This window comes from Sphingomonas sp. M6A6_1c (assembly GCF_053345135.1).
On the sequence record NZ_JBKEZO010000005.1, the window covers coordinates 127,851 to 151,423 of the forward strand.

At 70.3% G+C, this 23,573-nt stretch carries 19 protein-coding genes; 16 read left to right on the top strand and 3 right to left on the bottom strand.

Annotated features, from left to right (window positions below; translation table 11 throughout):
- The first annotated feature begins 131 nt into the window (after positions 1 to 131).
- The 16 genes from ACLBWH_RS11715 (at position 132) to ACLBWH_RS11790 (ending at position 21,371) form a co-directional block, all read left to right on the top strand.
- Positions 132 to 2,402 (top strand): beta-glucosidase, encoded by a 2,271-nt coding sequence (locus ACLBWH_RS11715; RefSeq protein WP_447799004.1) that lies wholly within the window; start codon positions 132 to 134, stop codon positions 2,400 to 2,402.
- 67 nt (positions 2,403 to 2,469) lie between these two features.
- The gene (locus ACLBWH_RS11720; protein WP_322849971.1) at positions 2,470 to 3,663 is read left to right on the top strand and encodes an MFS transporter; all 1,194 of its coding nucleotides are present in this window, start codon (positions 2,470 to 2,472) and stop codon (positions 3,661 to 3,663) included.
- 106 nt (positions 3,664 to 3,769) lie between these two features.
- Entirely contained in the window at positions 3,770 to 4,762 is a 993-nt protein-coding gene (locus ACLBWH_RS11725; RefSeq protein ID WP_322849970.1) for a sterol desaturase family protein, read from the top strand.
- Positions 4,759 to 5,442, top strand: a complete 684-nt coding sequence (locus ACLBWH_RS11730; RefSeq protein WP_447799005.1) for a hypothetical protein — start codon at positions 4,759 to 4,761, stop codon at positions 5,440 to 5,442. Before ACLBWH_RS11725 ends, ACLBWH_RS11730 begins: the two co-directional genes overlap by 4 nt.
- A 116-nt stretch (positions 5,443 to 5,558) precedes the next feature.
- Positions 5,559 to 6,482, top strand: coding sequence for a LysR family transcriptional regulator (locus ACLBWH_RS11735; RefSeq protein ID WP_322850048.1), 924 nt, complete (start codon positions 5,559 to 5,561; stop codon positions 6,480 to 6,482).
- A gap of 161 nt (positions 6,483 to 6,643) precedes the next feature.
- Entirely contained in the window at positions 6,644 to 7,738 is a 1,095-nt protein-coding gene (locus tag ACLBWH_RS11740) for a putative urea ABC transporter substrate-binding protein (protein ID WP_447799006.1), read from the top strand.
- A 187-nt stretch (positions 7,739 to 7,925) separates the two neighbouring features.
- Positions 7,926 to 8,744 carry an ABC transporter permease gene (locus ACLBWH_RS11745; RefSeq protein ID WP_322849967.1) on the top strand — a complete coding sequence of 273 codons (819 nt, stop codon included), beginning with the start codon at positions 7,926 to 7,928 and terminating at the stop codon, positions 8,742 to 8,744.
- Positions 8,741 to 9,517 (top strand): ABC transporter ATP-binding protein, encoded by a 777-nt coding sequence (locus ACLBWH_RS11750; protein WP_447799009.1) that lies wholly within the window; start codon positions 8,741 to 8,743, stop codon positions 9,515 to 9,517. The genes ACLBWH_RS11745 and ACLBWH_RS11750 overlap by 4 nt, the downstream gene beginning before the upstream one ends.
- Positions 9,514 to 10,323, top strand: coding sequence for an urea amidolyase associated protein UAAP1 (locus ACLBWH_RS11755; protein WP_447799010.1), 810 nt, complete (start codon positions 9,514 to 9,516; stop codon positions 10,321 to 10,323). The genes ACLBWH_RS11750 and ACLBWH_RS11755 overlap by 4 nt, the downstream gene beginning before the upstream one ends.
- A 9-nt stretch (positions 10,324 to 10,332) precedes the next feature.
- Positions 10,333 to 10,956, top strand: coding sequence for an urea amidolyase associated protein UAAP2 (locus ACLBWH_RS11760; protein ID WP_322849964.1), 624 nt, complete (start codon positions 10,333 to 10,335; stop codon positions 10,954 to 10,956).
- Entirely contained in the window at positions 10,956 to 14,579 is a 3,624-nt protein-coding gene (gene uca / locus ACLBWH_RS11765) for an urea carboxylase (protein ID WP_447799012.1), read from the top strand. The genes ACLBWH_RS11760 and uca overlap by 1 nt, the downstream gene beginning before the upstream one ends.
- Positions 14,576 to 16,360, top strand: coding sequence for an allophanate hydrolase (gene atzF, locus ACLBWH_RS11770; protein WP_447799014.1), 1,785 nt, complete (start codon positions 14,576 to 14,578; stop codon positions 16,358 to 16,360). Before uca ends, atzF begins: the two co-directional genes overlap by 4 nt.
- Positions 16,357 to 17,775: an ATP-binding response regulator gene (locus ACLBWH_RS11775; protein ID WP_447799016.1), complete on the top strand. Its 1,419-nt coding sequence runs from the start codon at positions 16,357 to 16,359 to the stop codon at positions 17,773 to 17,775. The genes atzF and ACLBWH_RS11775 overlap by 4 nt, the downstream gene beginning before the upstream one ends.
- A complete protein-coding gene (locus tag ACLBWH_RS11780; RefSeq protein ID WP_447799018.1) occupies positions 17,762 to 18,691 on the top strand; it encodes a response regulator in 930 nt (309 codons plus the stop codon). The genes ACLBWH_RS11775 and ACLBWH_RS11780 overlap by 14 nt, the downstream gene beginning before the upstream one ends.
- Before the next feature lie 14 nt (positions 18,692 to 18,705).
- The gene (locus ACLBWH_RS11785; protein ID WP_447799020.1) at positions 18,706 to 20,310 is read left to right on the top strand and encodes a sulfotransferase; all 1,605 of its coding nucleotides are present in this window, start codon (positions 18,706 to 18,708) and stop codon (positions 20,308 to 20,310) included.
- A gap of 116 nt (positions 20,311 to 20,426) precedes the next feature.
- Positions 20,427 to 21,371 (top strand): Vgb family protein, encoded by a 945-nt coding sequence (locus tag ACLBWH_RS11790; protein ID WP_447799021.1) that lies wholly within the window; start codon positions 20,427 to 20,429, stop codon positions 21,369 to 21,371.
- Between the two features lie 273 nt (positions 21,372 to 21,644).
- Here the strand turns inward: ACLBWH_RS11790 and ACLBWH_RS11795 are convergent, their stop codons facing one another.
- From ACLBWH_RS11795 to ACLBWH_RS11805, 3 genes are all read right to left on the bottom strand, one after another.
- Positions 21,645 to 22,541 carry an MBL fold metallo-hydrolase gene (locus tag ACLBWH_RS11795; protein WP_322849957.1) on the bottom strand — a complete coding sequence of 299 codons (897 nt, stop codon included), beginning with the start codon at positions 22,539 to 22,541 and terminating at the stop codon, positions 21,645 to 21,647.
- 83 nt (positions 22,542 to 22,624) lie between these two features.
- Positions 22,625 to 22,957 carry a UrcA family protein gene (locus tag ACLBWH_RS11800; RefSeq protein ID WP_322849956.1) on the bottom strand — a complete coding sequence of 111 codons (333 nt, stop codon included), beginning with the start codon at positions 22,955 to 22,957 and terminating at the stop codon, positions 22,625 to 22,627.
- A 97-nt stretch (positions 22,958 to 23,054) separates the two neighbouring features.
- Positions 23,055 to 23,429 (bottom strand): hypothetical protein, encoded by a 375-nt coding sequence (locus ACLBWH_RS11805; RefSeq protein ID WP_322849955.1) that lies wholly within the window; start codon positions 23,427 to 23,429, stop codon positions 23,055 to 23,057.
- Positions 23,430 to 23,573: the final 144 nt, after the last annotated feature.

Here is a 23,573-nt window from a genome sequence, read left to right on the forward strand (position 1 = left end):
CGTTGTCTGTCAAGCGCATCCTGACGATGGCCCGTCCCCGTTGTGAACGTTCTCTTATTATGCTTTGAAGGGCGCCATGCCTGCAAAGGGCGACAGGCCGGCGGCGAATGCGTCGGCGACGGGAGGAATGCATGAAGCGGTTTTGGAAGACGTGTGCCTCGGCGACGGTATTGGCGACGGTCGCGCTGACGGCCGGCGCACCCGCCGCGGGCGGTCGCGTGAACGCGGCGGCACCGGCGTCGGCGCAGGCGACGGCGGCGCGCGCGCGTGCCGATGCGATCGTCGCGCGGATGACGATCGACGAGAAGATCGCGCTGCTCCACGGTCTGTTCCCGCCGATGGCGGCGGGCAAGTCGAGCAACGAACTGATCCCGTCGGCGGGCCATGTCGACGGCATCGCGCGGCTGGGCGTACCGCTGGTGCGCGAAAGCGACGCCTCGCTCGGCGTCGCCAACCAGGTCGAGCAGCGCAAGGGCGACGTCGCCACCGCGCTGCCGTCCGGTCTCGCCACCGCGGCGAGCTTCGATCCCGCCATCGCCCGTGCCGGCGGCACGATGATCGGCGCGGAGGCGCGCGCCAAACGGTTCAACGTGCTGCTCGCCGGTGGCGTCAACCTGACGCGCGATCCGTGGAACGGGCGCAATTTCGAATATCTCGGCGAGGACCCGCTGCTCGCGGGGACGCTGGCCGGCGAGCATATCGCGGGCGTGCAGAGCAACCGCATCGTCTCCACCGTCAAGCATTTCGCGCTCAATGCGCAGGAAACCGGGCGTACCGTCGTCGATGCGCGGATCGGCGAGGCGGCGTTCCGGATGAGCGACCTGCTCGCCTTCGAGATCGCGATCGAGAAGGGGCAGCCGGGATCGGTGATGTGCGCCTACAACAAGGTCGGCGGCGACTGGGCGTGCGAGAACGGCCATCTGCTCAACGACGTGCTGAAGCGCGACTGGGGCTATCACGGCTGGGTGATGAGCGATTGGGGGGCGGTGCATTCGACGGTGAAGGCGGCGAACGGCGGGCTCGACCAGCAATCCGGGCAGGAGCTGGACAAGGCGATCTATTTCGGTGCGCCGCTCAAGGCCGCGGTGGCGGCGGGGCAGGTGTCGGGCAAGCGGCTCGACGACATGGTCGCGCGGTATCTGACCGGGCTGATCGCGACCGGCGCCTATGACACGCCGATGCCCGACACCGCGCAGACCCCGCCCTATGCCGCGCATGCCGAGGTCGCGCAGCGCGCCGCCGAGGCGGGCATCGTGCTGCTCAAGAACGAGGGCGGCGTGCTGCCGATCGCGCGCACTGCCAAGCGGATCGTGGTGATCGGCGGCAATGCCGACGTCGGCGTGCTGTCGGGCGGCGGATCGTCGCAGGTGCGCTCGGTCGGCGGCGCACCGGTGGAGATCCCGCTCGCCACCGGCGGATCGGCGTCGTTCGCGCGGATCACCTATCACGCGTCCTCGCCGCTCGCCGCGCTGCGCAAGGCGCTGCCGGGGGCGCAGGTGACGTGGCTGGACGGCCGCATCTTCAACGCGACGATCGATGCGGCGAAGGGGGCCGATCTGGCGATCGTCTTCGCCACCCAATGGACGACCGAAGCGGAGGACGTTCCCGACCTGCGCCTGCCCAACCAGCAGGACGCGCTGATCGCCGCGGTCGCCGCCGCGCAGCCGCATATTGTCGCGGTGATGGAGACCGGCGGGCCCGTGCTGATGCCGTGGATCAAGGCGGTGCCCGCGGTGGTGCAGGCCTGGTATCCCGGCCAGCGCGGCGGCGAGGCGCTGGCGGCGATCCTGACCGGCGCGGTCAACCCGTCGGGGCGGCTGCCGATCACCTTCCCAGCCGACGCATCGCAGCCGCCGCGCCCGCGCCCCGTCGGGCTCGACCGCCTGACCGGACTCGAGGCGGAGGCGGCGGCCAATCCGGCGGTGGCATCGCAGAAGACGCTGGAAAGCTTTCCGGCGGATTATGTCGAGGGCGCCGACGTCGGCTATCGCTGGTATGAGAAGAAGGGGCTGACGCCGCTGTTCCGCTTCGGCCACGGGCTGAGCTACACCAGCTTCGCCTATCGCAACCCGGTGGTCGCCGGCGGCGCGCGGCTGACCGTGACGTTCGACATCGTCAACACCGGCCAGCGGGCGGGGGCCGACGTGCCGCAGATGTACGTGGCGCGCGAGGATGGCGGCGCACCGATGCGGCTCGCGGCGTTCACGCGCGTGACGCTGAAGCCGGGCGAGACGCGCCGCGTGACGCTGACCGCCGAGCCGCGCATCGTCGCCGATTACGACACGAAGCTGCCCGGGTGGCGGATCGCGGCGGGGCGCTATCGCGTGGCGCTGGCGCGCGACGCGGGCGACCGGACGATCGTGTCGAGCGCGACGCTGCAAGCGACGACGATGAAGCCGTAAGGAAAACCACGAGGCAAAGCATAAGGTTGTCGCCGGGGCGCATCGCGGGCAGGATCGCCACGCCACGATGCCCACCGCCGCCGCCACTCTGCCCACCCGCCTGTTCCTGATCGTCTTCGCGCTGGCGAACGTCGGCGGGGTGATCGCCTATCTGCCGCTGCTGACGCTGCTGCTGCCGCTCAAGGTCGAGGCGCTGAGCGGGGCGGCGCGGATCGGGGTGTTCACCGCCTGCATCACCGCGGGCGCGCTGTCGGCGAGCGGCGCCAACGTGCTGTTCGGCTGGCTGAGCGACCGGTCGCTGCGGCGCGGCGGCGGCCGGCGGCGATGGATGGTCGGCGGCATCGTCGGCACCGCGGCGAGCTATGCCGCGGTCGCGCTCGCGCAGACGCCGGTCGCGCTGGTCGCCGCGATCGTCGCCTTCCAGTTCGCCGTCAACGCGCTGCTCGCACCGATGATGGCGATCATGGCGGAGGAGGTGCCCGACGCGCAGAAGGGCATCGCCGGTGGATTGCTGTCGCTCGGCAGTCCGGTGGCGTCGGCATTCTCGGCGATCCTGGTCGGCGGTGCGATCCTGCCGGAGGCGGCGCGGCTGGCGTTGGTGCCGGTCGTCGTCACCGCCTGCGTGCTGCCGCTGCTGATCGTGCGCGGCGCGCCGTCGGCGGCAATCGCGCCGCATGCGCCGGTCGCGTCGTCGCGGCGCGATCTGGTGATCGCCGGCGTGTCGCGACTGCTGGTGCAGGTCGCCGCGGCGGTGACGCAGGCGTATCTGCTCTATTATTTCGAGAGTATCCTCGGCGGCGCGGCGCGCGGCGACCTGCCGGCGCGGATCGGCAGCCTGCTGGTCCTCGTCTTCGTCATACCCTTGCCGATCGCCGTGCTGCTCGGCCGCCTGTCGGACCTGACGTGGCGGCGTACGCCGTTCCTGCTGATCGCCGCCGCCGTCGCGGTCGCGGGGCTGCTCGGCATGGCGGCGGCGCGGGACTGGACCGGCGGCGCGATCGCCTTCGGCGTCTACGTCACCGGCTCGTCGGTGTTCGTCGCGCTGCACGCCGCCTTCGCGATGCAGCTGCTGCCCAATCCCGCGCATCGCGGACGCGACCTCGGCCTGTTCAACCTCGCCAATACCTTCCCCTCGCTGCTCGGGCCGCCGCTGACCTGGATGCTGGCGGCGCCGCACGATTTCACCGCGGTGCTGCTGCTGCTCGCCTTCCTCACCGGCTGCGGCGGGCTCGGCATGCTGCGCGTGCGGGCGCTGCGCTGAACGGCCAAATCGCCCCTTAACAGCCCTTTATACGTCTGATGACGTATGACGCTGCGGCGCGTCTTCGGCCATTCTCCACGCGGAACTAGGCGGTGCGAGGGTGCAGATGGACGGTGTTCGCGTGGGCAAGCGAGTGATCGGCGCGCAGGCGCCCGTCACGGTCGGATGGGACAATATCCCCAGGGTCGAAGGCGGCCCGCTGAGACAATTCTTCTTCACCTGGTTCCAGCCGACGATGCTGTTCGCGCTGCTCGCCTTCTGGTTCTACGCGCCCAACAGCATCGCCAAGGCCTCGACCGCGGTCGCCATCGGCGTCGGCTTCAAGCTGTTGCTGCTCGGTCTCGAATGGCTGGTGCCGCGGCATGAGAGCTGGCGGCTGACCTGGAAGGAGCTGACCAGCGACCTCTTCTACGTCGGGCTCGGCTTCACGATGCTCCGGATCGTCGAAAGCTATATCGGCGACGGCGTCATCATCGAGGCGGTGCAGCATTCGTTCGACTGGGACAAGCTCGCCTGGTTCACCGGCCTGCCGCTCCTGCTGCAAGCCTTCCTGATCTCGTTCGTCTTCGATTTCGGCCAATATTGGATGCATCGCGGGATGCACAATTGGCACCCGCTGTGGATCGCGCATGCGCCGCATCACTACATCACGCAGCTCAACGTCAACAAAGGCGCGGTCGGCAACCCGGTGGAGCTGTTCCTGATCGGGCTGGGCGTCGGCGGCTTCTTCGACTTCGTGCCGCGCGCGGTCCTGCTCGCCGGCGCCTTCGGCCTCGCCGTCGGCACCTATCAGCATATCAACGTCCGCTTCAATTCGCCGCGCTGGTGGCGGTTCATGTTCAACACCACCGAGCATCACAGCGTGCATCACTCGCAGGACTTCGAGGCGAGCCGCAGCAATTATTCCAACACCTGGGTGATCATCGATCGCATGTTCGGCACCTGCGTCGACGGCGAGGCGGAGCTGCTGGGGATGGAAGGCGGCCGGCCGATGTCGATCGGCGAGACGATGAGCTTCACCTTCGTGGAGGGCTGGAAGAGCGTCAAGGCGCGGTTCGCACCGGCCTCTTATGGTCAGCAGGCGGTGCCGGCCGAATGACCGCCGCCACGTCGGCGGCGGCGGCCGCGACCACACCGCCGGGCGCCGCGCACGCCGATGCGCCCGCAGCACCGAACTGGCATGCGCGGCTGACCGACTGGATCTGGCACGTCCGCGGCAGCGTGGCGCTCGCCCCGGGCCAATCGGCGGACGAGGCCTTCGACCGGCTCGAACCGCTGTTCCGCCAGACCGGCACCAGCCGCGCGCGGACCGGCGATACGCTGACCTTCAGCAAGAAGGATGCGGCGGCGCAGGACAAGATGGTCGTCTTCACCGACGGCGTGCTGCGGGTCGATGCGGGCGACGCCGGCCCGGTGCTGCGCTATCGGCTGACGAGCCGCGCCTTGCTGTTCTGCTTCCTGGCGCCCTTGCTGTTCCTCTTCTTCGCGCAATCGACCATCGTTCTGGCGAAGCTGGACAAGCCGAAGACGGAGGCCAAGGACAAGAAGCTCGACGCGAAGAAGACGCCCGCGCCGCTCAACCCGATCGACAAGGCGCTGGGCGCGCCCGCCCCGGAGAAGCCCAAGAAGAAGGGCGGCGACGACGACAAGGACAAGAAGCCGTCGCCGACCCCGGGCTATGTCTTCGCGGGGATCTTTGCGGCGCTGTACGCGATCGGGCGGGTGTTCGAGGCGCGGCGGATCCGGGCGCTGTTCGCACGCACCCTGCTCGACGCCTGACCTGCCGATCCGCCCCGCCGGTTTCCGCGGTCCGGCAAGGCCGTTGCGCATGAGGGGCGCAGGGCTAAAGGTGCGCCGCACGGGGTTGCGGAGCTGGCCATTTGATCGACGACGTGATGCTGCCTGACAAGACGTTTGCCAGCCGCGTCGACTGGAACCTGCTGCGCACCTTCGTCGAAATCGTCCGCGCCGGCGGCATCGGCGCGGCGGCGCGCAAGCTGAACAAGCAGCAGCCGAGCATCAGCGCCGCGTTGAAACGGCTGGAGGAGCAGGTCGGCGTCCAGTTGCTCAACCGCTCCGCGGGCGGGGTGGAGATGACCGCGGCGGGCACCGCCTTGCTCGCTTTGTGCGAGGAGATGCTGGAGGCTGCCCGGATGGTGCCGCATCAGGTCGCGCAGGCGACCAAGCGGATCGAGGGGGTGGTGCGCATCCAGCTCATCTCCGCGGTGACCTCGGTGGAATTCGACGAGGCGATCGCCAGCTTCCACCGCCGCAACCCCAATATCCATATCGAAATCCGCGTGTCGCCGTGGCGGGCGGTGCTCGACGCCCTCGAACACGGCGAGGCGGAGATCGGCGTCGGCTATGACAGCAACGTCCGCGGCGGGCTGATCTACGAACCTCTGCTGGTCGAGCGCCAGCAGCTATATTGTTCGCGCAGCCACCCGCTGTTCGGCCACCGCGTCGAGCGGCTCGGCGACCTCAAGGACGAGGGCTTCGTGCTGACCGGCGAGGACGAGCTGGAGACGATCACCCGCCTGCGCCGCCGCTATCGGCTCGGCACCCGCGCCACCGGCCGGGCCGAGGATATCAACGAGGCGATCCGGCTGATCACGCTCGGGGTCGGCATCGGTTTCCTGCCGGTCCTGGCCGCCGAGACCGCGGTCGCCAAGGGGAAGCTGTGGCCGCTGCTCCATCCCGATACCGAGCCGTCCTACGATATCTTCCTGCTCGCCCGCGCCGAGCCCTCGCGCGATACCGCCACCCAATTGTTCTTTGACGAGGTGATGCGCCGCCACCGCGCTCAGCGCCGGGCATAGATACGGTCTATGCCTTTCATCGGAATTTTGTCTCTTCATTGATGATGCGCACCGCGGCAACCTCCTTGGCAACGGTAATGCATTGATGTGCTGATGATTTCACCGGTTCCGTGACACGGGCCGGCGGGTCGGGCGGCGTCGGAATACGAAGGGGACGCTGAATGGTGGATCGAGCGTGGCGCAGCGGCGTCGCCGCGATAGCGGCTTTGCTGGCTCTGGCCGGCTGCGACAGCAAGCCGGCGGGATCGGCGGCCGGGGTCGGCGCCGTCAAGAAGGACTTTACGATCGGCTGGTCGATCTACACCGGCTGGATGCCGTGGCCCTACGCCCAGCAGGCCGGGATCGTGAAGAAATGGGCCGACAAATACGGGATCAGCATCCGCGTGTTGCAGGTCAACGACTATGTCGAATCGGTGAACCAATATGCGGCCGGCAAGCTCGACGGCGTCACCGCGACGACGATGGACGCGCTGACCATTCCCGCGGCGGGCGGCAAGGACACCACCGTCTTGCTGATCGGCGATTATTCGAACGGCAACGACGGCGTCGTGCTCAAGAACGGCCGGACGATGGCCGACATCAAGGGCCGGTCGGTCAAGCTGGTCGAACTGTCGGTGTCGCACTTCCTGCTCGCCCGCGGCCTCGAACTCAACGGACTGAAGCTGGGCGACGTCAAGACGGTGAACACCGGCGACGCCGATATCGTTGGCGCCTTCGCCTCGCCCGGCGTCACCGCGGTCGCCACCTGGAACCCGCAATTGGCGACGATCCGTGCCACGCCGGGGGCGACCGAGGTCTTCGACAGCTCGAAGATCCCCAACGAAATCCTCGACACGCTCAACGTCAGCACCGAGACGCTGAAGGCCAATCCGAACCTCGGCAAGGCGCTCGCCGGCATCTGGTACGAGACGATGGCGATCATGACCCGCACCGACGCGACGGGGAAGGTCGCGCGCGCGGCGATGGCCAAGGCGGCCGGCACCACCGAGGCCAGCTTCGACGAACAGCTCAAGACCACGCATCTGTACGCCCGCGCGCAGGACGCCGCGGCCTACGCGGAGAATCCCGATCTGATCACGGTGACCGATCGCGTGCGGCAGTTCAGCTTCGCGCACGGCCTGTTCGGGCCGAGCGCGAAATCGGTCGACGCGATCGGCATCAGCTTCGCCGGCGGCAAGTCGCTCGGCGACCCCAAGAACGTCAAGCTGCGCTTCGACCCGAGTTACATGAAGCTCGCCGCGAGCGGCAAACTGTAGCGGCGCCTCGATCGATCGACGGACGCCGCCGGGGTGCCGCCCCGGCGAACGGCGCGGCGTGCCCGCGGGCACGGCTGGGATTTGGCAACACGATGGGTCTGAGAACGAACAACATGGATCGGAACGGCATGGGTCAGAACGTCATGGATCGGAACGTCGTGCATTCGGCCGGGGCGCGGCATCGGTCGTGAGGCGGCTGGTCGACATCCGCCCGCAACGGGCCTCGCGGCTGTTGCTCGGCGCGCTGCCGATCGTCGCGCTGCTGCTCTTCTACCTGCTCGCCTCGGAAGCGCGCCATGCCGACAATCCCGCCGACAAGGTGTTGCCCACCTTCGCCGCGATGGCGCAAGCGGCGCATGATTTCACCACCCAGCGCGATCCCGCCAGCGATCGCATCGTGCTCGTCGCCGATACGATCGCCAGCCTCTATCGTCTCGGCCTCGGCCTCGCCATCGCCACCGCGACGGCGCTGTTCCTCGGTTTGCTGCTCGGCACCGTACCGCTCGCCCGCGCCCTGCTCGGGCCGATGGTCGCGATCATCGCGGTGATCCCGCCGGTTGCGGTGCTGCCGATCCTGTTCATCGTGCTCGGGCTGGACGAAGCCTCCAAGATCGCGCTGATCGCGATCGGCATCGCCCCGTTCATGACGCGCGACCTCACCGGCTTCGTCACCGGCCTGCCCGCCGAACAATTCGCCAAGGCGCAGACGCTGGGCGCCAACAGCTGGCAATTGGCGATCCGCGTGGCGTTGCCGCAGCTGATGCCGCGGCTGATCGAGGCGTTGCGCCTGTCGATGGGGCCGGGCTGGGTGTTCCTGATCGCGGCGGAGGCGGTCGCCTCGGACGTCGGGCTCGGCTATCGCATCTTCCTCGTCCGCCGCTATTTCGCGATGGACATCATCCTGCCCTACGTCGCGTGGATCTCGCTGCTGGCGATCCTCGCCGATGCGCTGTTGCTGTTCGTCAGCCGCCGCGGCTTCCCCTGGGCGCATGGTGGCGGCCGATGACCGCGCTTCTCGAACTGCGCGACATCTGGGTCGAATATGGCGACAAGATCGTCCTCGAACGCGTCTCGCTCCAGCTTGCCGAGGGCAGTTTCGTCGCGGTGGTCGGGCCGTCGGGGGCGGGCAAGAGCACCTTCCTGCGCCTCGTGCTGGGGCAGGAGGCGCCGACCCGCGGCCAGGTGCTGCTGGACGGCAGGCCGATGCGCGCCGAATGCGGCCCCGATCGCGGCGTCGTGTTCCAGCGTTATTCGGTGTTCCCGCACCTCACCGCGCTCGGCAACGTGCTGTTCGGGATCGAGTGCGCGCAGGCGCCGGTTGCCGCGCGGCTGTTCGGCGCGAAGCGGCGCGCGGCACGCGACCTCGCCGTCGAGATGCTCGCCGCGGTCGGCCTCGAACACAGTCTCGGCGTCTATCCCGCGCAGATGTCGGGCGGGATGCAGCAGCGGCTCGCGATCGCGCAGGCGCTGGTCAAGCACCCGCGCATCCTGCTGCTCGACGAGCCCTTCGGTGCGCTCGATCCCGGCATCCGCCTCGACATGCACGCGCTGATCACCCGGCTGTGGCAGGAGCACGGGCTGACCATCGTGATGGTGACGCACGACATCGGCGAGGCGTTCAAGCTCGGCACCCGGGTGCTGGCCTTCGACAAGCGGCGCCACGACCCGCACGCCCCGCATCGCTTCGGCGCGACCGTGACCTACGATCTGTCGCTCGACCGCAAGAATCCGCCGCCACCCGCGCTCGTCGCGGACCTGTCCGGGAGACTCCTCGCATGACGACCAGTACCGCCCAACCCTCCGGCGCGCGCGATCACGCGCGGGCGATGGCGGGCACCCGCGTCGAGGCGATGCCGACGCTGCCCGCCGCCGCCGCCGACGCGCCGGGCGCGGTGACCTGGGAAGAGACGATCGCGGCCGGCGGCTATGCCTCGCGGCGGATCGCCCGCGGCACCCGGCTGCGGCTGATCGACGTGGCGGGGGATGGCTGTGCCGCGCTGCTCGCGTTCAACGCCGAGATGCCGAGCGAGCGGCTGAACGTCGCCGACACGCTGAAGGTGCAGTGGAACGGCTATCTTGGCGCCGGGCGGCTGCTGCTGTCGGACATGGGGCGGGTGATGATGAGCATCCTCGCCGACGACGCCGGCACGCACGACGCCTTTTGCGGCGCGTCGAACGCGGCGTCGAACGCGCGCCGCTACGGCGACGGCGGCAATTACGGGCCGCATCCCAGCGCGCGCGACCGGTTCATGCTGGGCGTCGCCAAGCACGGGCTCGGCCGCAAGGACGTCCATCCCTGCATCACCTGGTTCAAGGGCGTCCGCATCGCCGCCGACGGCACCACGCAGGCCGAGATCGGCCCGTTCGCGCCGGGCCGCACGCTGCTGCTGCGCGCCGAGATGGAGCTGATCGTGGTGCTCGCCAACTGCCCGCACGTGCTCGATCCGCGCCCGCGCTACACCGTCACCCCGGTGCGCGCGACCGCGTGGCGCGGCGCGCCGGCGGCGGCGGACGACCCGATTCGCACCGCGACGCCCGAAGGCCTGCGCGCCTTCCTCAACACCGAAGACGTCTACGCGCGCTGAAGGACCATGATGACCACTTTCCCCCTGTCCGGCACCATCCGCCATGACGAGATCGTACCGGCGCGTGCGCCCTGGCTGCACCGCATCGCCGCCGGCGAGACGCTGCGCATCATCGATCTTGAGGGCAACCAGGCGGTCGATTTCCTCATCTACGCCGCCGACGACGACGCCGAACGCTACAGCGCGCAGGACACGATCGCCGCGCAGCGCAACCTGTTCCTGCGCACCGGCACCGTGCTGCTGTCCAACGAGGGGCGGCCGATGATGACGATCGTCGCCAGCGACGTCGCCTATCACGACACGATCGGCGGTGCCTGTTCGTGCGAATCGAACACGTTGCGCTACGGCCACCACACCAAGGCGCAGCACAGCTGCGTCGACAATTTCCTCGACGCCAACGGCCGCGCCGGGCGCGGCAAGCGCGACATGGTGTCCAACATCAACTTCTTCATGAACGTGCCGGTCGAGGCGGACGGGACGCTGGGGATCGTCGACGGCATCTCCGCCCCCGGCCTCGGCGTCGACCTGCGCGCCGAGATGGATGTCGTCGTCGTCGTCTCCAACTGCCCGCAGATCAACAATCCGTGCAACGGCTTCAACCCGACGCCGGTGCGCATGCAGGTGGCCGGCTGATGTTCGCGAGGGTCCTGGTCGCCAATCGCGGCGCGATCGCCTGCCGCATCATCCGCACGCTGAAGGCGATGGGGGTGGGATCGGTCGCCGTGTTCAGCGATGCCGACGCCGGCTCCGCGCACGTCGCGCAGGCCGACGTCGCGGTCCGTATCGGCCCGGCACCGGCGGCGGAAAGCTATCTCGACGTCGCGGCGATCCTCGCCGCGGCGGAGGCCACCGGCGCGGACGCGATCCACCCCGGCTACGGCTTCCTGTCGGAGAACACCGCCTTCGCCGAAGCCTGCGCCGCGCGCGGCATCGTCTTCATCGGGCCGACGCCGGAGAATATCCGCGCCTTCGGCCTCAAGCACACCGCGCGCGCGCTCGCCGCGGCGCAGGGCGTGCCGCTCGCGCCGGGGACCGATCTGCTCCGCGACGCGGGCGCGGCGATCGCGGCGGCGGCGGAGATCGGCTATCCGGTGATCCTTAAGGCGACCGCGGGTGGCGGCGGCATCGGCATGAAGGTGTGCGCCGACGAAGCCGATATCCGCGACGGCTTCGCCACCGTCGCGCGGCTCGGCGCGGGCAATTTCGGCGATGGCGGCGTGTTCCTGGAACGCTATGTCGCGCAGGCCCGCCATATCGAGGTGCAGGTGTTCGGCGACGGCGCCGGCCATGTCGTCGCGCTCGGCGAGCGCGACTGTTCGCTCCAGCGCCGCAACCAGAAAGTGGTCGAGGAAACCCCCGCGCCGCTGCTGCCCGAGGCGACGCGCCGGGCGCTGATCGACGCCGCGGTGCGGCTCACCGCCGCCGCAAACTATCGCTCGGCGGGAACGGTCGAATTCCTCTACGACGCGCAGCGCGACGATTTCTTCTTCCTGGAGGTCAACACGCGGCTGCAGGTCGAGCATGGCGTCACCGAACAGGTGACCGGCGTCGATCTGGTCGCATGGATGGTACGCAGCGCGGCGGGCGATTTCGGCTTCCTCGACGGCTTCGTCGCCAAGCCCGAAGGCGCCTCGATCCAGGTCCGCCTCTATGCCGAGGACCCCGCGCAGGACTATCGCCCCAGTTCGGGCCGGCTGGTCGGCGTGTCCTTCCCCGAGGGGCCGCGGGTCGACAGCTGGATCGCCGCGGGGACCGAGGTGTCGGCCTGGTACGATCCGATGCTCGCCAAGCTGATCGTCACCGCGCCGACGCGCGAGGCGGCGGTGGCGGCGATCCAGGACGCGCTTGACCGGACCAGCATCGCGGGGATCGAGACCAACCTCGACTGGCTGCGCACCGTGGTGCGCGCCCCCGTCTTCACCAGCGGCGCGGTGTCGACCCGGGCGCTGGCGGACATCGCCTATCACCCGCGTACGATACGCGTGCTCGCCGGCGGCGCCGCCACCACGGTGCAGGATCATCCCGGCCGCCTGCACCTGTGGAGCGTCGGCGTGCCCCCGTCGGGGCCGATGGACGCGCTCGCCTTCCGGCTCGGCAACCGGCTGCTCGGCAATGCCGACGATGCCGCGGGGCTCGAGATCACAGCGGCCGGCCCGACGCTGCTGTTCAATGCCGCGACGCGGCTCTGCCTGACCGGCGCCGATTTCGGCGCGAGCATCGCCGGTCGGCCGGTGCGCTGCTACGAGCCCGTCGACATCGCCGCGGGCGAGACGCTCAAGATCGGCCGCGTCACCGGCGGCGGGATGCGCGGCTATATCGCGGTCGCGGGCGGGCTCGACGTGCCGCTGTTCCTCGGCAGCCGCAGCGCCTTCACGCTCGGCGAGTTCGGCGGCCATGCCGGGCGCGCGGTGATGACCGGCGACACGCTCCATCTCGCCCGCACCGATCCGCCCGCATCGGTGGCGTGGGCGGCGCTGGCGCCGGCGGACCGGCCGGCGATCACGCGCGACTGGACGCTCGACGTGCTCTACGGCCCGCACGGCGCGCCCGATTTCTTCACCGCCGACGATATCGCGATGCTGCGCGCCACCGCCTGGAAGGTGCATTACAATTCCAACCGCACCGGGGTGCGCCTGCTCGGCCCCAAGCCGCACTGGGCGCGCAAGGACGGCGGCGAGGCGGGGCTGCACCCGTCCAACATCCACGACAATGCCTATGCGATCGGCGCGGTCGACTTCACCGGCGACATGCCGATCATCCTCGGCCCCGACGGCCCGTCGCTCGGCGGCTTCGTCTGCCCGTTCGTCGTCGCGCAGGCGGATCTGTGGAAGGTCGGCCAGCTGGCGCCCGGCGACACCGTGCGCTTCGTGCCGGTCGACAATGCTACCGCGGTGGCGGCGGAGCAGGCGCAGGACCGGCTGGTCGCCACGCTCGCGGCCGCACCCGCCGATCCCGACGGGGCGGGCGGGACGGCGGATGCGCTGGGCTCGCCGATCCTCCACGCGATCGACGCGCAGGGCGTTCGCCCGGCGGTGACCTATCGCCAGCAGGGCGACCGCAACCTGCTGGTGGAATATGGTCCGATCGTCCTCGACCTTGAGCTGAGGCTGCGCGTCCACGCGCTGATGCTGGAGATCGAGACGATGGGCCTGCCCGGGATCGTCGACGTCACCCCCGGCATCCGCTCGCTGCAGATCCATTACGACAGCCGGCAATTGTCGCAGGCCGCGTTGATCGCGGCGCTGGTCGCCGCCGAGGAGCGGCTGGGCGGGCTCGACGATTTCGAGATACCCTCGCGCGTCGTCCATCTGCCGTTGTCGTGGAAAGACCCGGCGATCTATCAGACGATCGACAAATATATGGAATCGGTGCGCGACGATGCGCCCTGGTGCCCCGACAACATCGAATTCATCCGCCGCGTGAACGGCCTCGCCAGCATCGACGAGGTAGAGCGGATCGTCTTCGACGCCGAATATCTGGTGATGGGGCTGGGCGACGTCTATCTCGGCGCGCCCGTCGCCACGCCGATCGATCCGCGCCACCGGCTGGTCACCACCAAATACAATCCGGCGCGCACCTGGACCCCGCCCAACGTCGTCGGCATCGGCGGCGCCTATATGTGCATCTACGGCATGGAAGGGCCGGGCGGGTATCAATTGTTCGGCCGCACCATTCAGGTGTGGAACGCCTGGCGACAGACCGACGCCTTCCGCGACGGCAAGCCGTGGCTGCTGCGCTTCTTCGATCGCATCCGCTTCTTCCCGGTCAGCCACGACGAACTGACCGAATGGCGGCGCGATTTCCCGCTCGGCCGCCGCGCGATCCGGATCGAGGAGGAGGTGTTCCGCCTGTCCGACTATCGCGCCTTCCTCGCCGAGAACGACGCGGCGATCGCCGCCTTCCAGGCGCAGCGGCAGGCGGCGTTCGACGACGAACGCGCGGCGTGGGAGCGTAGCGGCGAGTTCGACCGGGTCGCCGCGCTCACCGAGGAAGCCGATACCGGCACCGCCGCGGCGGAGATCGCGATCCCCGAGGGCTGCGAACTGGTCGAGGCGCCATTCGGCGGCAGCCTGTGGAAGCTGCTGGTCGCCGACGGCACCAGCGTGACCGCCGGCGAGACGATCGCGATCATCGAGGCGATGAAGATGGAATCCCCCGTGGTCAGCCCCGTCACCGGCATTGTGCGCGCGGTATATGTGCAGGAAAAGCAGTCGCTTGCCCCCAGCGGGGCGATGCTGGCGGTGGAGGTGGCATGATCGACGGACCATTTGGGGTCGGCGCCGTCGCCGCGGCGGTGGCATCGGGCGAGACCAATGCGGTCGCGGTCGCGCGCGCGGCGCTGGCGCGCGTTGCGGCCTATGCCGCGATCCAGCCCGCGGTGTGGATCACGCGGCTGGCCGAGCCCGCCGTGCTGGCCGCGGCGGCGGCGGTCGATGCCCGGATCGCGGCGGGCGAGACGCTGCCGCTGGCGGGCGTGCCGTTCGCGATCAAGGACAATATCGACCTCGCGGGCGTGCCGACGACCGCGGCCTGTCCCGACTTCGCTTATGTGCCGGACGCGTCTGCGGAGGTGGTGGCGCGGCTGGTGGCGGCCGGTGCGGTGCCGATCGGCAAGACCAACCTCGACCAGTTCGCGACCGGGCTCAACGGCACGCGTAGCCCTTATGGCGCGCCCGCATGCGTGTTCAATCGCGCCTATGTCAGCGGCGGGTCCAGCTCGGGTTCGGCGGTGGCGGTCGCGGCGGGGCTGGTCGCCTTCGCGCTCGGCACCGATACCGCCGGCTCGGGCCGCGTGCCCGCCGCGTTCAACGGGCTGGTCGGGATGAAGCCCACCAAGGGCCGGTGGAGCACCGGCGGGCTGGTCCCGGCCTGCCGCACGCTCGACTGCATCACCGTGCTCACCCACGACATCGCCGACGCGCGTGCGGTGGATGCGGTGGTCGCCGGCTTCGACGCCGCCGATCCCTATTCCCGCCCGTGCGAGGATCGTGCGGTCGTGCCCCGCCGGATCGGCGTGCCGCCGCCGGACCAGCGCCTGTTCCTCGGCGATACCGCCGCGGCGGACTTGTACGAGCGCGCGCTGGCGACGCTCGCCGCCGATGGTGTCGAACTGGTCGAGATCGACATGGCGCCGCTGCGCGAGGCGGCGATGCTGCTCTACGGCGGTCCCTGGGTGGCGGAGCGGACCGCCGCCGCGCAGCCGCTGCTCGACGAGCGGCCGGAGGCGATCGATCCGACGGTGCGCGCGATCATGGCCGGCGGGCGCGCGGTGACCGGGGTCGAGGTGTTCGAGGGGCAATATCGCCTCGCCGCATTGCAGCGCCGTGCCGAGGCGATGTGGCGCGACGTCGACCTGCTCGCGCTGCCGACGACGCCGACGATCTACCGTATCGCCGAGATGCGCGCCGCGCCGGTCGCGCTCAACAGCAACCTTGGCCTTTACACCAATTTCGTTAATCTGCTCGACATGGCGGCGCTCGCGCTGCCCGCCGGCTGGCGCGACAATCGCACCGGTTTCGGCATCACGCTGATCGCGCCGGCATGGACCGATCGCAGCCTGCTCGATGCTGGCGAGGCGTTCGTCGCCGCCGCCGCGCTTCCCCCGCCACCGCCCCTGACCATCGAGGACCCTATGGAAACCGTGAAGCTCGCCGTCGTCGGCGCCCATCTCGAAGGCATGCCGCTGCACTGGCAATTGACCTCGCGCGCGGCGCGGCTGGTCGCCGCCACCACCACCGCGCCGACCTATCGCCTCTATGCGATGGCGAACACCACGCCACCCAAGCCGGCGCTGATCCACGACGCCGGCGGCGCCGCGATCGCGGTGGAGGTGTACGAACTCGACGTCGCCGCATTCGGCAGCTTCGTCGTCGAGGTGCCGGCGCCGCTCGCGATCGGGTCGGTGACGCTCGCCGACGGGTCGGTGGGCAAGGGCTTCGTCGCCGAGCCGCGCGCGCTCGACGGTGCGCAGGACATCACCGCGCTGGGCGGCTGGCGCGCCTATATCGACGGCCTCGCGCGTCCGGGGGGATCATGACCGCCGCGGATGCCCCCGATCCGGCGCTGGTCGCCGAGCTCGACCGCGCCAAGGCCGCGAACGAGGCGAAGACGCGCTATCTCGTCGCGGTCAGCCACGAGATCCGCTCGCCGCTGAACGTGATCTACGGCTATGCGCAGTTGCTCGAGCGCGATTCCGGCATCTCCGGCGCCGAGGCGGGCACGATCATCCGCCGCTCGGCCGAGCATGTCACCAACCTCGTCGAGGGGCTGCTCGAAATCTCGCGGATCGAGAGCGGCGTGCTGACGATCCGCACCGACCTGATCGATATCCGCGGGCTGCTCCAGCAGGTCATCGACATGTTCCGGATGCAGGCGGCGGCGAAGGAACTGGCGCTGACGCTGGCGATCGATCCGCGGCTGCCCGATCAGGTCAAGGCGGACGAGAAGCGGCTGCGCCAGATCCTGATCAACCTCGTCGCCAATGCGATCAAATACACGCCCGCGGGCAGCGTCGCGGTCACCGTCGGCTATCGCAGCCAGGTCGCGGACATCACCGTCCGCGATACCGGCATCGGCATCGCCGCGGCGGATCTGGAGCGGATCTTCGCGCCGTTCGACCGCGGCAGCTCGGCGGAGGCGCAGCGCCAGCCGGGGATCGGCCTCGGCCTCGCGATCACGCGGGTGCTCGCCAGCATCTTGGGCGGCGACATCGCGGTGACCAGCACGCCGGGCGCCGGCAGCGCCTTCCGCTTCAGGGTGATGCTGCCGGCACCGGTGTTCGCCGGCCGGAGCGCGACGCAGGGGGTCGCGATCACCGGCTATCAGGGGCCGCGGCGCACCGTGCTGGCGATCGACGACGACCCGGCGCAGCGCGCCATCCTCGGCACGTTGCTCGGCGCTTTGGGTTTCGTCGTCGAGACCGCCGCGGACGGGCACGACGGCCTCGCGCTGGCCGGCCGGATCGCGCCCGACATCGTCCTGCTCGACATCCAGATGCCGGGGATCAGCGGGTGGGAGGTCGCCGCCCGCCTCCGCGCCGATCATGGCGACGCGTTGCGAATCGTCATGGTCTCGGCGGACGCGCATGAGGTCGACGCGCGCGGCGACGGGCGCGACGCCCACGATGCGTTCGTGACCAAGCCGGTCGAGTTCAACGCGCTCGTCGCGCTGATCGGCGCGCAGCTCGACCTGCGGTGGGAGGAAGCCGCGGTGACGCCGCCTCCACCGGCGCAGGCAGCGCCGTCCGGGCCGCTGCCGCGTGCGGCGGGGCCGCTGCTCGATGCGGTGCGCGCGCGGGCCGAGGTGGGGCATGTGCGCGGCGTCGAACAGGCGATCGACGCGCTCGACCGGGCGGTGCCCGCCGCCGCGCCGCTGGTCGCGACGCTGCGCCGCCAGCTCGCCGACTTCGACCTGCGCTCGCTGCTGACGACGATCGACGATGCCGCAGCCTGACCCCGTCGCGGCGGTGCGGCCGGTGATCCTGGTCGTCGACGACACGCCCGAGGCGCTGCGCTTTCTCACGATCACGCTGGAAGGCGCGGGCATGAGCGTGCTGGTCGCGATCGACGGGCTGGCCGCGCTCGACCTGCTGAAGACGGTCACGCCCGACCTCGTGCTGATGGACGCGGTCATGCCGCGGCTCGACGGGTTCGAGACGACGCAGCGGATCAAGGACCAGCCCGCCTTCCGCCACCTGCCGATCATCTTCATGACCGGGCTGACCGAGACCGAGCATGTCGTGCGCGGCCTCTCCGTCGGCGGCGTCGATTTCGTCGCCAAGCCGATCGTCGTCGACGAACTGCTGGCGCGCATCCGCGTCCACCTCGCCACCGCGCGCGTCGCGCAGGGCAGCCAGCTCGCGCTCGACGTCAGCGGGCGGCCGGCGCTCGCCGTCGACGGGGCGGGGGCGCCGCAATGGCTGACCCCGGCGGCGAGCAAGATGCTCGAACGGCTGTTCCCCGACTGGTCCGCCGCCGCCGGCGCCTTGCCCGATCCCGTCCGCGCGGCGCTGCACGCGTTACAGGCGAGCGCGCCGACGCCGGGCGCGCGGATCACCGTCGCGGCGGGCGATCGGACGCTCGAAGCGGGCCTGTTGCGCTGCACCGCCGCCGACCAATGGGTGTTCCGCCTCGCCGAGCGGCACGAAGGCGAGGAGAAAGCGATGCTCGCCGCGCAGCACGGCCTGACCTCGCGCGAGGCCGAGGTGCTGCTGTGGATCAGCCGCGGCAAGCAGAACCGCGAGATCAGCGAGATCCTGCAGATCAGCCCGCGCACCGTGAACAAGCATCTCGAACAGATATTCGAGAAGATGGGGGTGGAGAATCGCGCGTCGGCGACGGCGATCGCGGTCACCACCCTGACGCGCTAGGGAGGGCGCAGCCGATGACGTCGCCACCCCCGCCGCCGCCCCCACCCCCACACCCGTCCGCACGCGCCGCGACGATCCGCGCCGCGCTCGCCCGCGGCGAAACCGCCGCCGCCTTCGACGCCGCCACCCGCTGGCGTACCGCCGCGCCGCACGCCGCGGAGGCGTATTTCCTCGCCGGCATCGCCGCCGCGCTGCTCGGCAAGGTGACGATCGGCATCCAGCTGGTCGAGGACGCGGTCGGCCGCGATGGCCAGGGCGAATATCACGCCCAGCTCGCCCGCCTGTACACGCTGGTGCGCCGCGACGCGGACGCCGCGCGCGCGCTTCGTGCCGCCGAGGCATCGCCGCCCGCCGACGCGCTGGGGCGGGATACGATGGGGTGCGTCTATGCGCGGCTCGGCGATCACGCCGCCTCGCTGCCGCATTTCGCCGCCGCGGTGCGGCTCGAACCGGCGAACCCCGCCTTCCGCTACAATCACGCCGCTGCGCTGAGTTTCGTCGGCGAGCAGGACGCGGCGGAGGAGGAACTGGAGGCGTTGCTCGCGCGCGCTCCCGCCGATGCGCGCGCGCACCATCTGCTCGCCGGGCTGCGGCGGCAGACGCCGGCGCGCAACCACGTCGATCGGCTCGCCGCGACACGCCGGGCGGCGCGCGCACCGCGCGACCGGCTGCTGCTGGGCTATTCGCTCGCCAAGGAACTCGACGATCTCGCCGATCCCGTCGCGGCCTTCGCGACGCTCGCCGACGCCAATGCCGAACATCGCGCCCGGCTGCCGTATCGCTTCGCCGACGACGCGGCGAATTTCGATGCGATGGAAACCGCCTGGTCGCGCATCGCCGCCGCCGCGGTGACGAACGCGCCGACCGCCGCACCGATCTTCATCGTCGGCATGCCGCGCACCGGGACGACGCTGGTCGACCGCATCCTGTCGTCGCATCCCGACGTCGAGAGCGCCGGCGAACTCCAGGCGATGCCGCTCGCGGTAAAGGCCGCGGCGGGCACGCGCAGCCGCACCGTGCTCGATCCCGAGACGATCGCGGCGGCCGCCGGCGCCGATCCGGCCGCCATCGGCCGCGACTATCTCGCCCGCGCGGCGGCGCACGTTCCCGGCGTCCGGCCGCGGTTCGTCGACAAATTTCCGGGCAATTTCCTGTATGTCGGCATGATCGCCCGCGCATTGCCCGACGCCGCCATCGTCTGCCTGCGCCGCAATCCGATGGACACGATCCTCGCCAATTTCCGCAACCTGTTCGCGATCGGCTCGCGCTATTACGACTATAGCTACGATTTGCTCGACATCGCGGCTTATTACCAGCGCTTCGATGGGATGATGGCGCTGTGGCGCACGGCGCTGCCGGGACGCGTGCTGGAACTCGGCTACGAGGCATTGGTCGCCAATCAGGAGCAGGAGACGCGCCGCCTGCTCGATCACTGCGGGCTGGACTGGTCCGACGCCTGCCTCGATTTCCACGCCAATGCCGCGCCGGTCTCGACGCCGAGCGCCGCGCAGGTCCGCCGGCCGCTGTACCGGGACGCGGTCGACCGCTGGCGGCGCCATGCCGACGCGCTGGCCCCCGCACGCGCCTTCCTCGCGCAGCATGGCATCGTCGTCGATTGATGCGGCGATCCGCGAGCCCGCGTACGTCATTTGCCCACCTGTGCGGACGGTCGCCCGCCTTATCGTCGGGTTTGCTGTCGGCCGCGGGGGGCGCCGATCTGGCGGGGCGGAATGCGATGAAGACGATCATGCCGAAGATCAGGAGGGCGGTCGCCGCGGCGATCGCCGCCGGCCTGACGTTGACTCCGGCGGCGGCGGCGACGCCCGACGCGCGCGTACTGGCCGTCCCGGGCTTCGCCGATTTCCTCGCGGTCGACGGCAAGAGCGTGTGGGCGACCAACGTCGGCCGGGTCGAACGCTGGTCGTTGCACGGCAAGCACGCCGCGGTCGCGATGGCGCATCCCTGCGGCGCGATGACGATCGCCTTCGGGTCGTTGTGGGTGGCGGATTGCAAGGACCTGACGCTCAACCGCATCGACCTCAGGACCGCCGCGATCACCGCGGTGATCGCCACCGGCATCGCCAGCCCCAAGGGCGAACTGAACGTCGTCGCCGGTGCCGGCTCGATCTGGGTGGCGAGCGATGCGGGCGGCACGATCGCGCGGGTCAGCCCGGCGACCAACGCGGTGACCGTGTCGATCCGGGCCAATCCGGGAAGCTTCTATCTCGCGTTCGGGATGGGCGCCTTATGGGCGGTCAGCGGCGTCGGCCAAAGCCTCCAGAAGATCGATCCCGCCACCAACGGCGTCGTCGCGACCGTCGCGCTCGGCCGCGAGCCCGGCTTCCTCGCGGTGGGGGAGGGCGCGGTCTGGGTCCAGGAGCAGGGCGACGGCACCGTCGCGCGGATCGATCCCGCCACGGCTCGGGTGTCCGGCCGGGTCAAGGTGGACGAGACGCTCAAATACGGCGACATCGATACCGGCGGCGGCAAGGTGTGGCTGCGCACCACCGCCGGCCAGACCTTCGTCGTCATCGATCCCGCGACGCTGGCGATCAAGGCACGCGTCGGCGCCGCCGCGGGCAGCGGCGCGCTACGCTATACCCGCGCCGGCGTGTGGACGAGCGCACATGACGCGCACACGCTGTCGTGGTGGAAGAAGCCGGGCAAGATCGGCGACTGACGCGGGTCGCGCGGAACGAGCCTGCTGGAAGTCGGTCCGACTTACGTCACCTTGTACCCCGGCGGACGCCGGGGCCCAGTTGGGTGAAGGTTTGTAATGACTTACAACGGCCTTCCCAACTGGACCGGCCTTCGCTGGGGTACGTCGGGTGTTTTGTAGAGGTCTTGATCAACTCCGGGGCGAAGGACCGAAGGTGTCGTAGATCAGCCGTGTGCGGAACCGCAGAGGCCGTGCGCTCGGGTGCGAGCCCGATCGCCCCGTGGCGCCCACCGCTCACGCCGGTCGGGGAGCCACCGGGTAGAGGATGAAGTCGGCGTGGCGATCGATCGCGGGTGGCGACGGTGCCGCGGTCACCGCCTTGTCGAGCTCTCCGATCGCGCTCGTGGGCAGCGCCAGCCGGTGTTCGGCGGGGTGCGCCGCGGCCTGCATCGGATAATCGCGGCCGGGGGTGGTGGTCATCTCGATATGCGCGCCAAGCAGCGCGCGGATCGGGTGCGTCCGGGCGAAGGCGGCGAGCCGGTGCGCGCTCGCCCGGAAGGCGTCGAAACGATCGCGCGGCACGTAGAGCCGGCCGGGGTACAGCATGTCGCCCGAGAACAGCAGCCGCGTACGCGCGTCATAGATCATGATGTGCGCCGGCTCGTGTCCGGGCGTCGGCACGATGTCGAGCCTGCGGCCGCCCAGATCGTAATGGCCGATCCCCCGCGGCCAGTCGGCGACGGCGAAGGCTGCGGCGACCGCTGCGGGGTCGAGCCCGACGATCTCGGTGTCGGGGCGGTCGCGGAATTCCTCGTCGCCGGCATGATGGTCGCCATGGCCGTGCGAATGCGCGACGATCAGGCGGACCGGCCGGCTGCCGTGTCCGGCGATCAGCCGATCGATCGTCGGGCGCAGGCTGACCCCGCCCGCGCCGCTGTCGATCAGCAGCGCGCGCTCGCGACCGAACAGCAGGTAGAGGAACGGCGCCTCGAAATTGGTCTGCACCGACTGGCGGATGACGAACGTGTCGGCGTCGATGCGCTGGACCTGCACCGCGGGTTCGTGCGGCGAGGTGCCGTCGATCCACGGCGCGAAGCGCGGGCCGACGTCGACCGGCGCGGCGCCGGTGACGCACACCGCGGCGAACAGGACCGCGACCGCGCGGCGAACGTCGGGAAGGCAGCGTTTCATCCCGCCAGCCTAGGCGGGCCGGCATGCCCGGCCATACGGCGTTTGACGGAGCCGCCGCATGCCGCGACCGCTCCGTCGAAGCGTCAGCGCATGGCGAGCTGCGTACCGCGATCGGTGGCGCGCGCCGCCGTCGCCGCGGCGATGCGGGTGCGCATGTCGGCGATCACGTCGGCGCGGCAACCGCGCGCCTGTGCGCCCAGCGCCAGATGGATGCTGCTCATCTTCTCGCCGCACACGGTGTTCGCCACCTGATCCATGCGGATCGCGAGGCGCTGCTGGCCGTCGACGGTGGTGAGATCGATGCCGCGCAGGTTGAGCACCGCGCTATCGGCCGAAAAGGGATTGTTGCCGGCTGGCGCGGCGAGCGCCGGGGTGGCCGCCAGAATTGCGGCAAGGGCCGCTGCACCGATCTTCATCGTCATCTCCTGCATATGTCACCCATCGCTCTTCCGGCGACGCGGGTTGCAGGAATGTAGGAGGCGCCGGGGACGTCCACAAGCGCACGCGGAAAGGTCAGTGCGCGCGCACCTCCAGCGCGGCGAGTTCCAGCCGGCTGCCGAGCGCTCCGGGCGGCAGGATCGCGGTCTCGATATGCTCGGTGCCGGCATCGTCATCGGCGAGCGTCACCGCGAGCGTATCGCCGCGCGCGATCCGCCAGCTGCGGGCGGTCGACAGCGGCACCGTGATCCGCCAGGCGCGCGCGCCCTCGACGGCGAGCCTGTGCCCGTCGATCCGCACTGCGACGGTGGCGCGGGCACGATGGCCCGACAGGCGCAGGCAGGTGTCGGCGCCGCAGTGCACCAAAGTCGCACTGGGCGATTGCCTCGCCAGCGCGGGGGAGGGCGCCAGCGCCAGGATCGTCGCAAACAGGATAGCTCGGGTCGCCATGGCATTGGGGTATCGCGCCTGGGGCGGGCGCGGCATTCGCCGTTTGACGTAGGCGGGCGCCGCTCATTCGCCGCTTACGTCAAACACCCCATGTCGGTTCGCCGCCAATGTCCACAGTCTGCTGCACGAGCGAACGGCCCCATC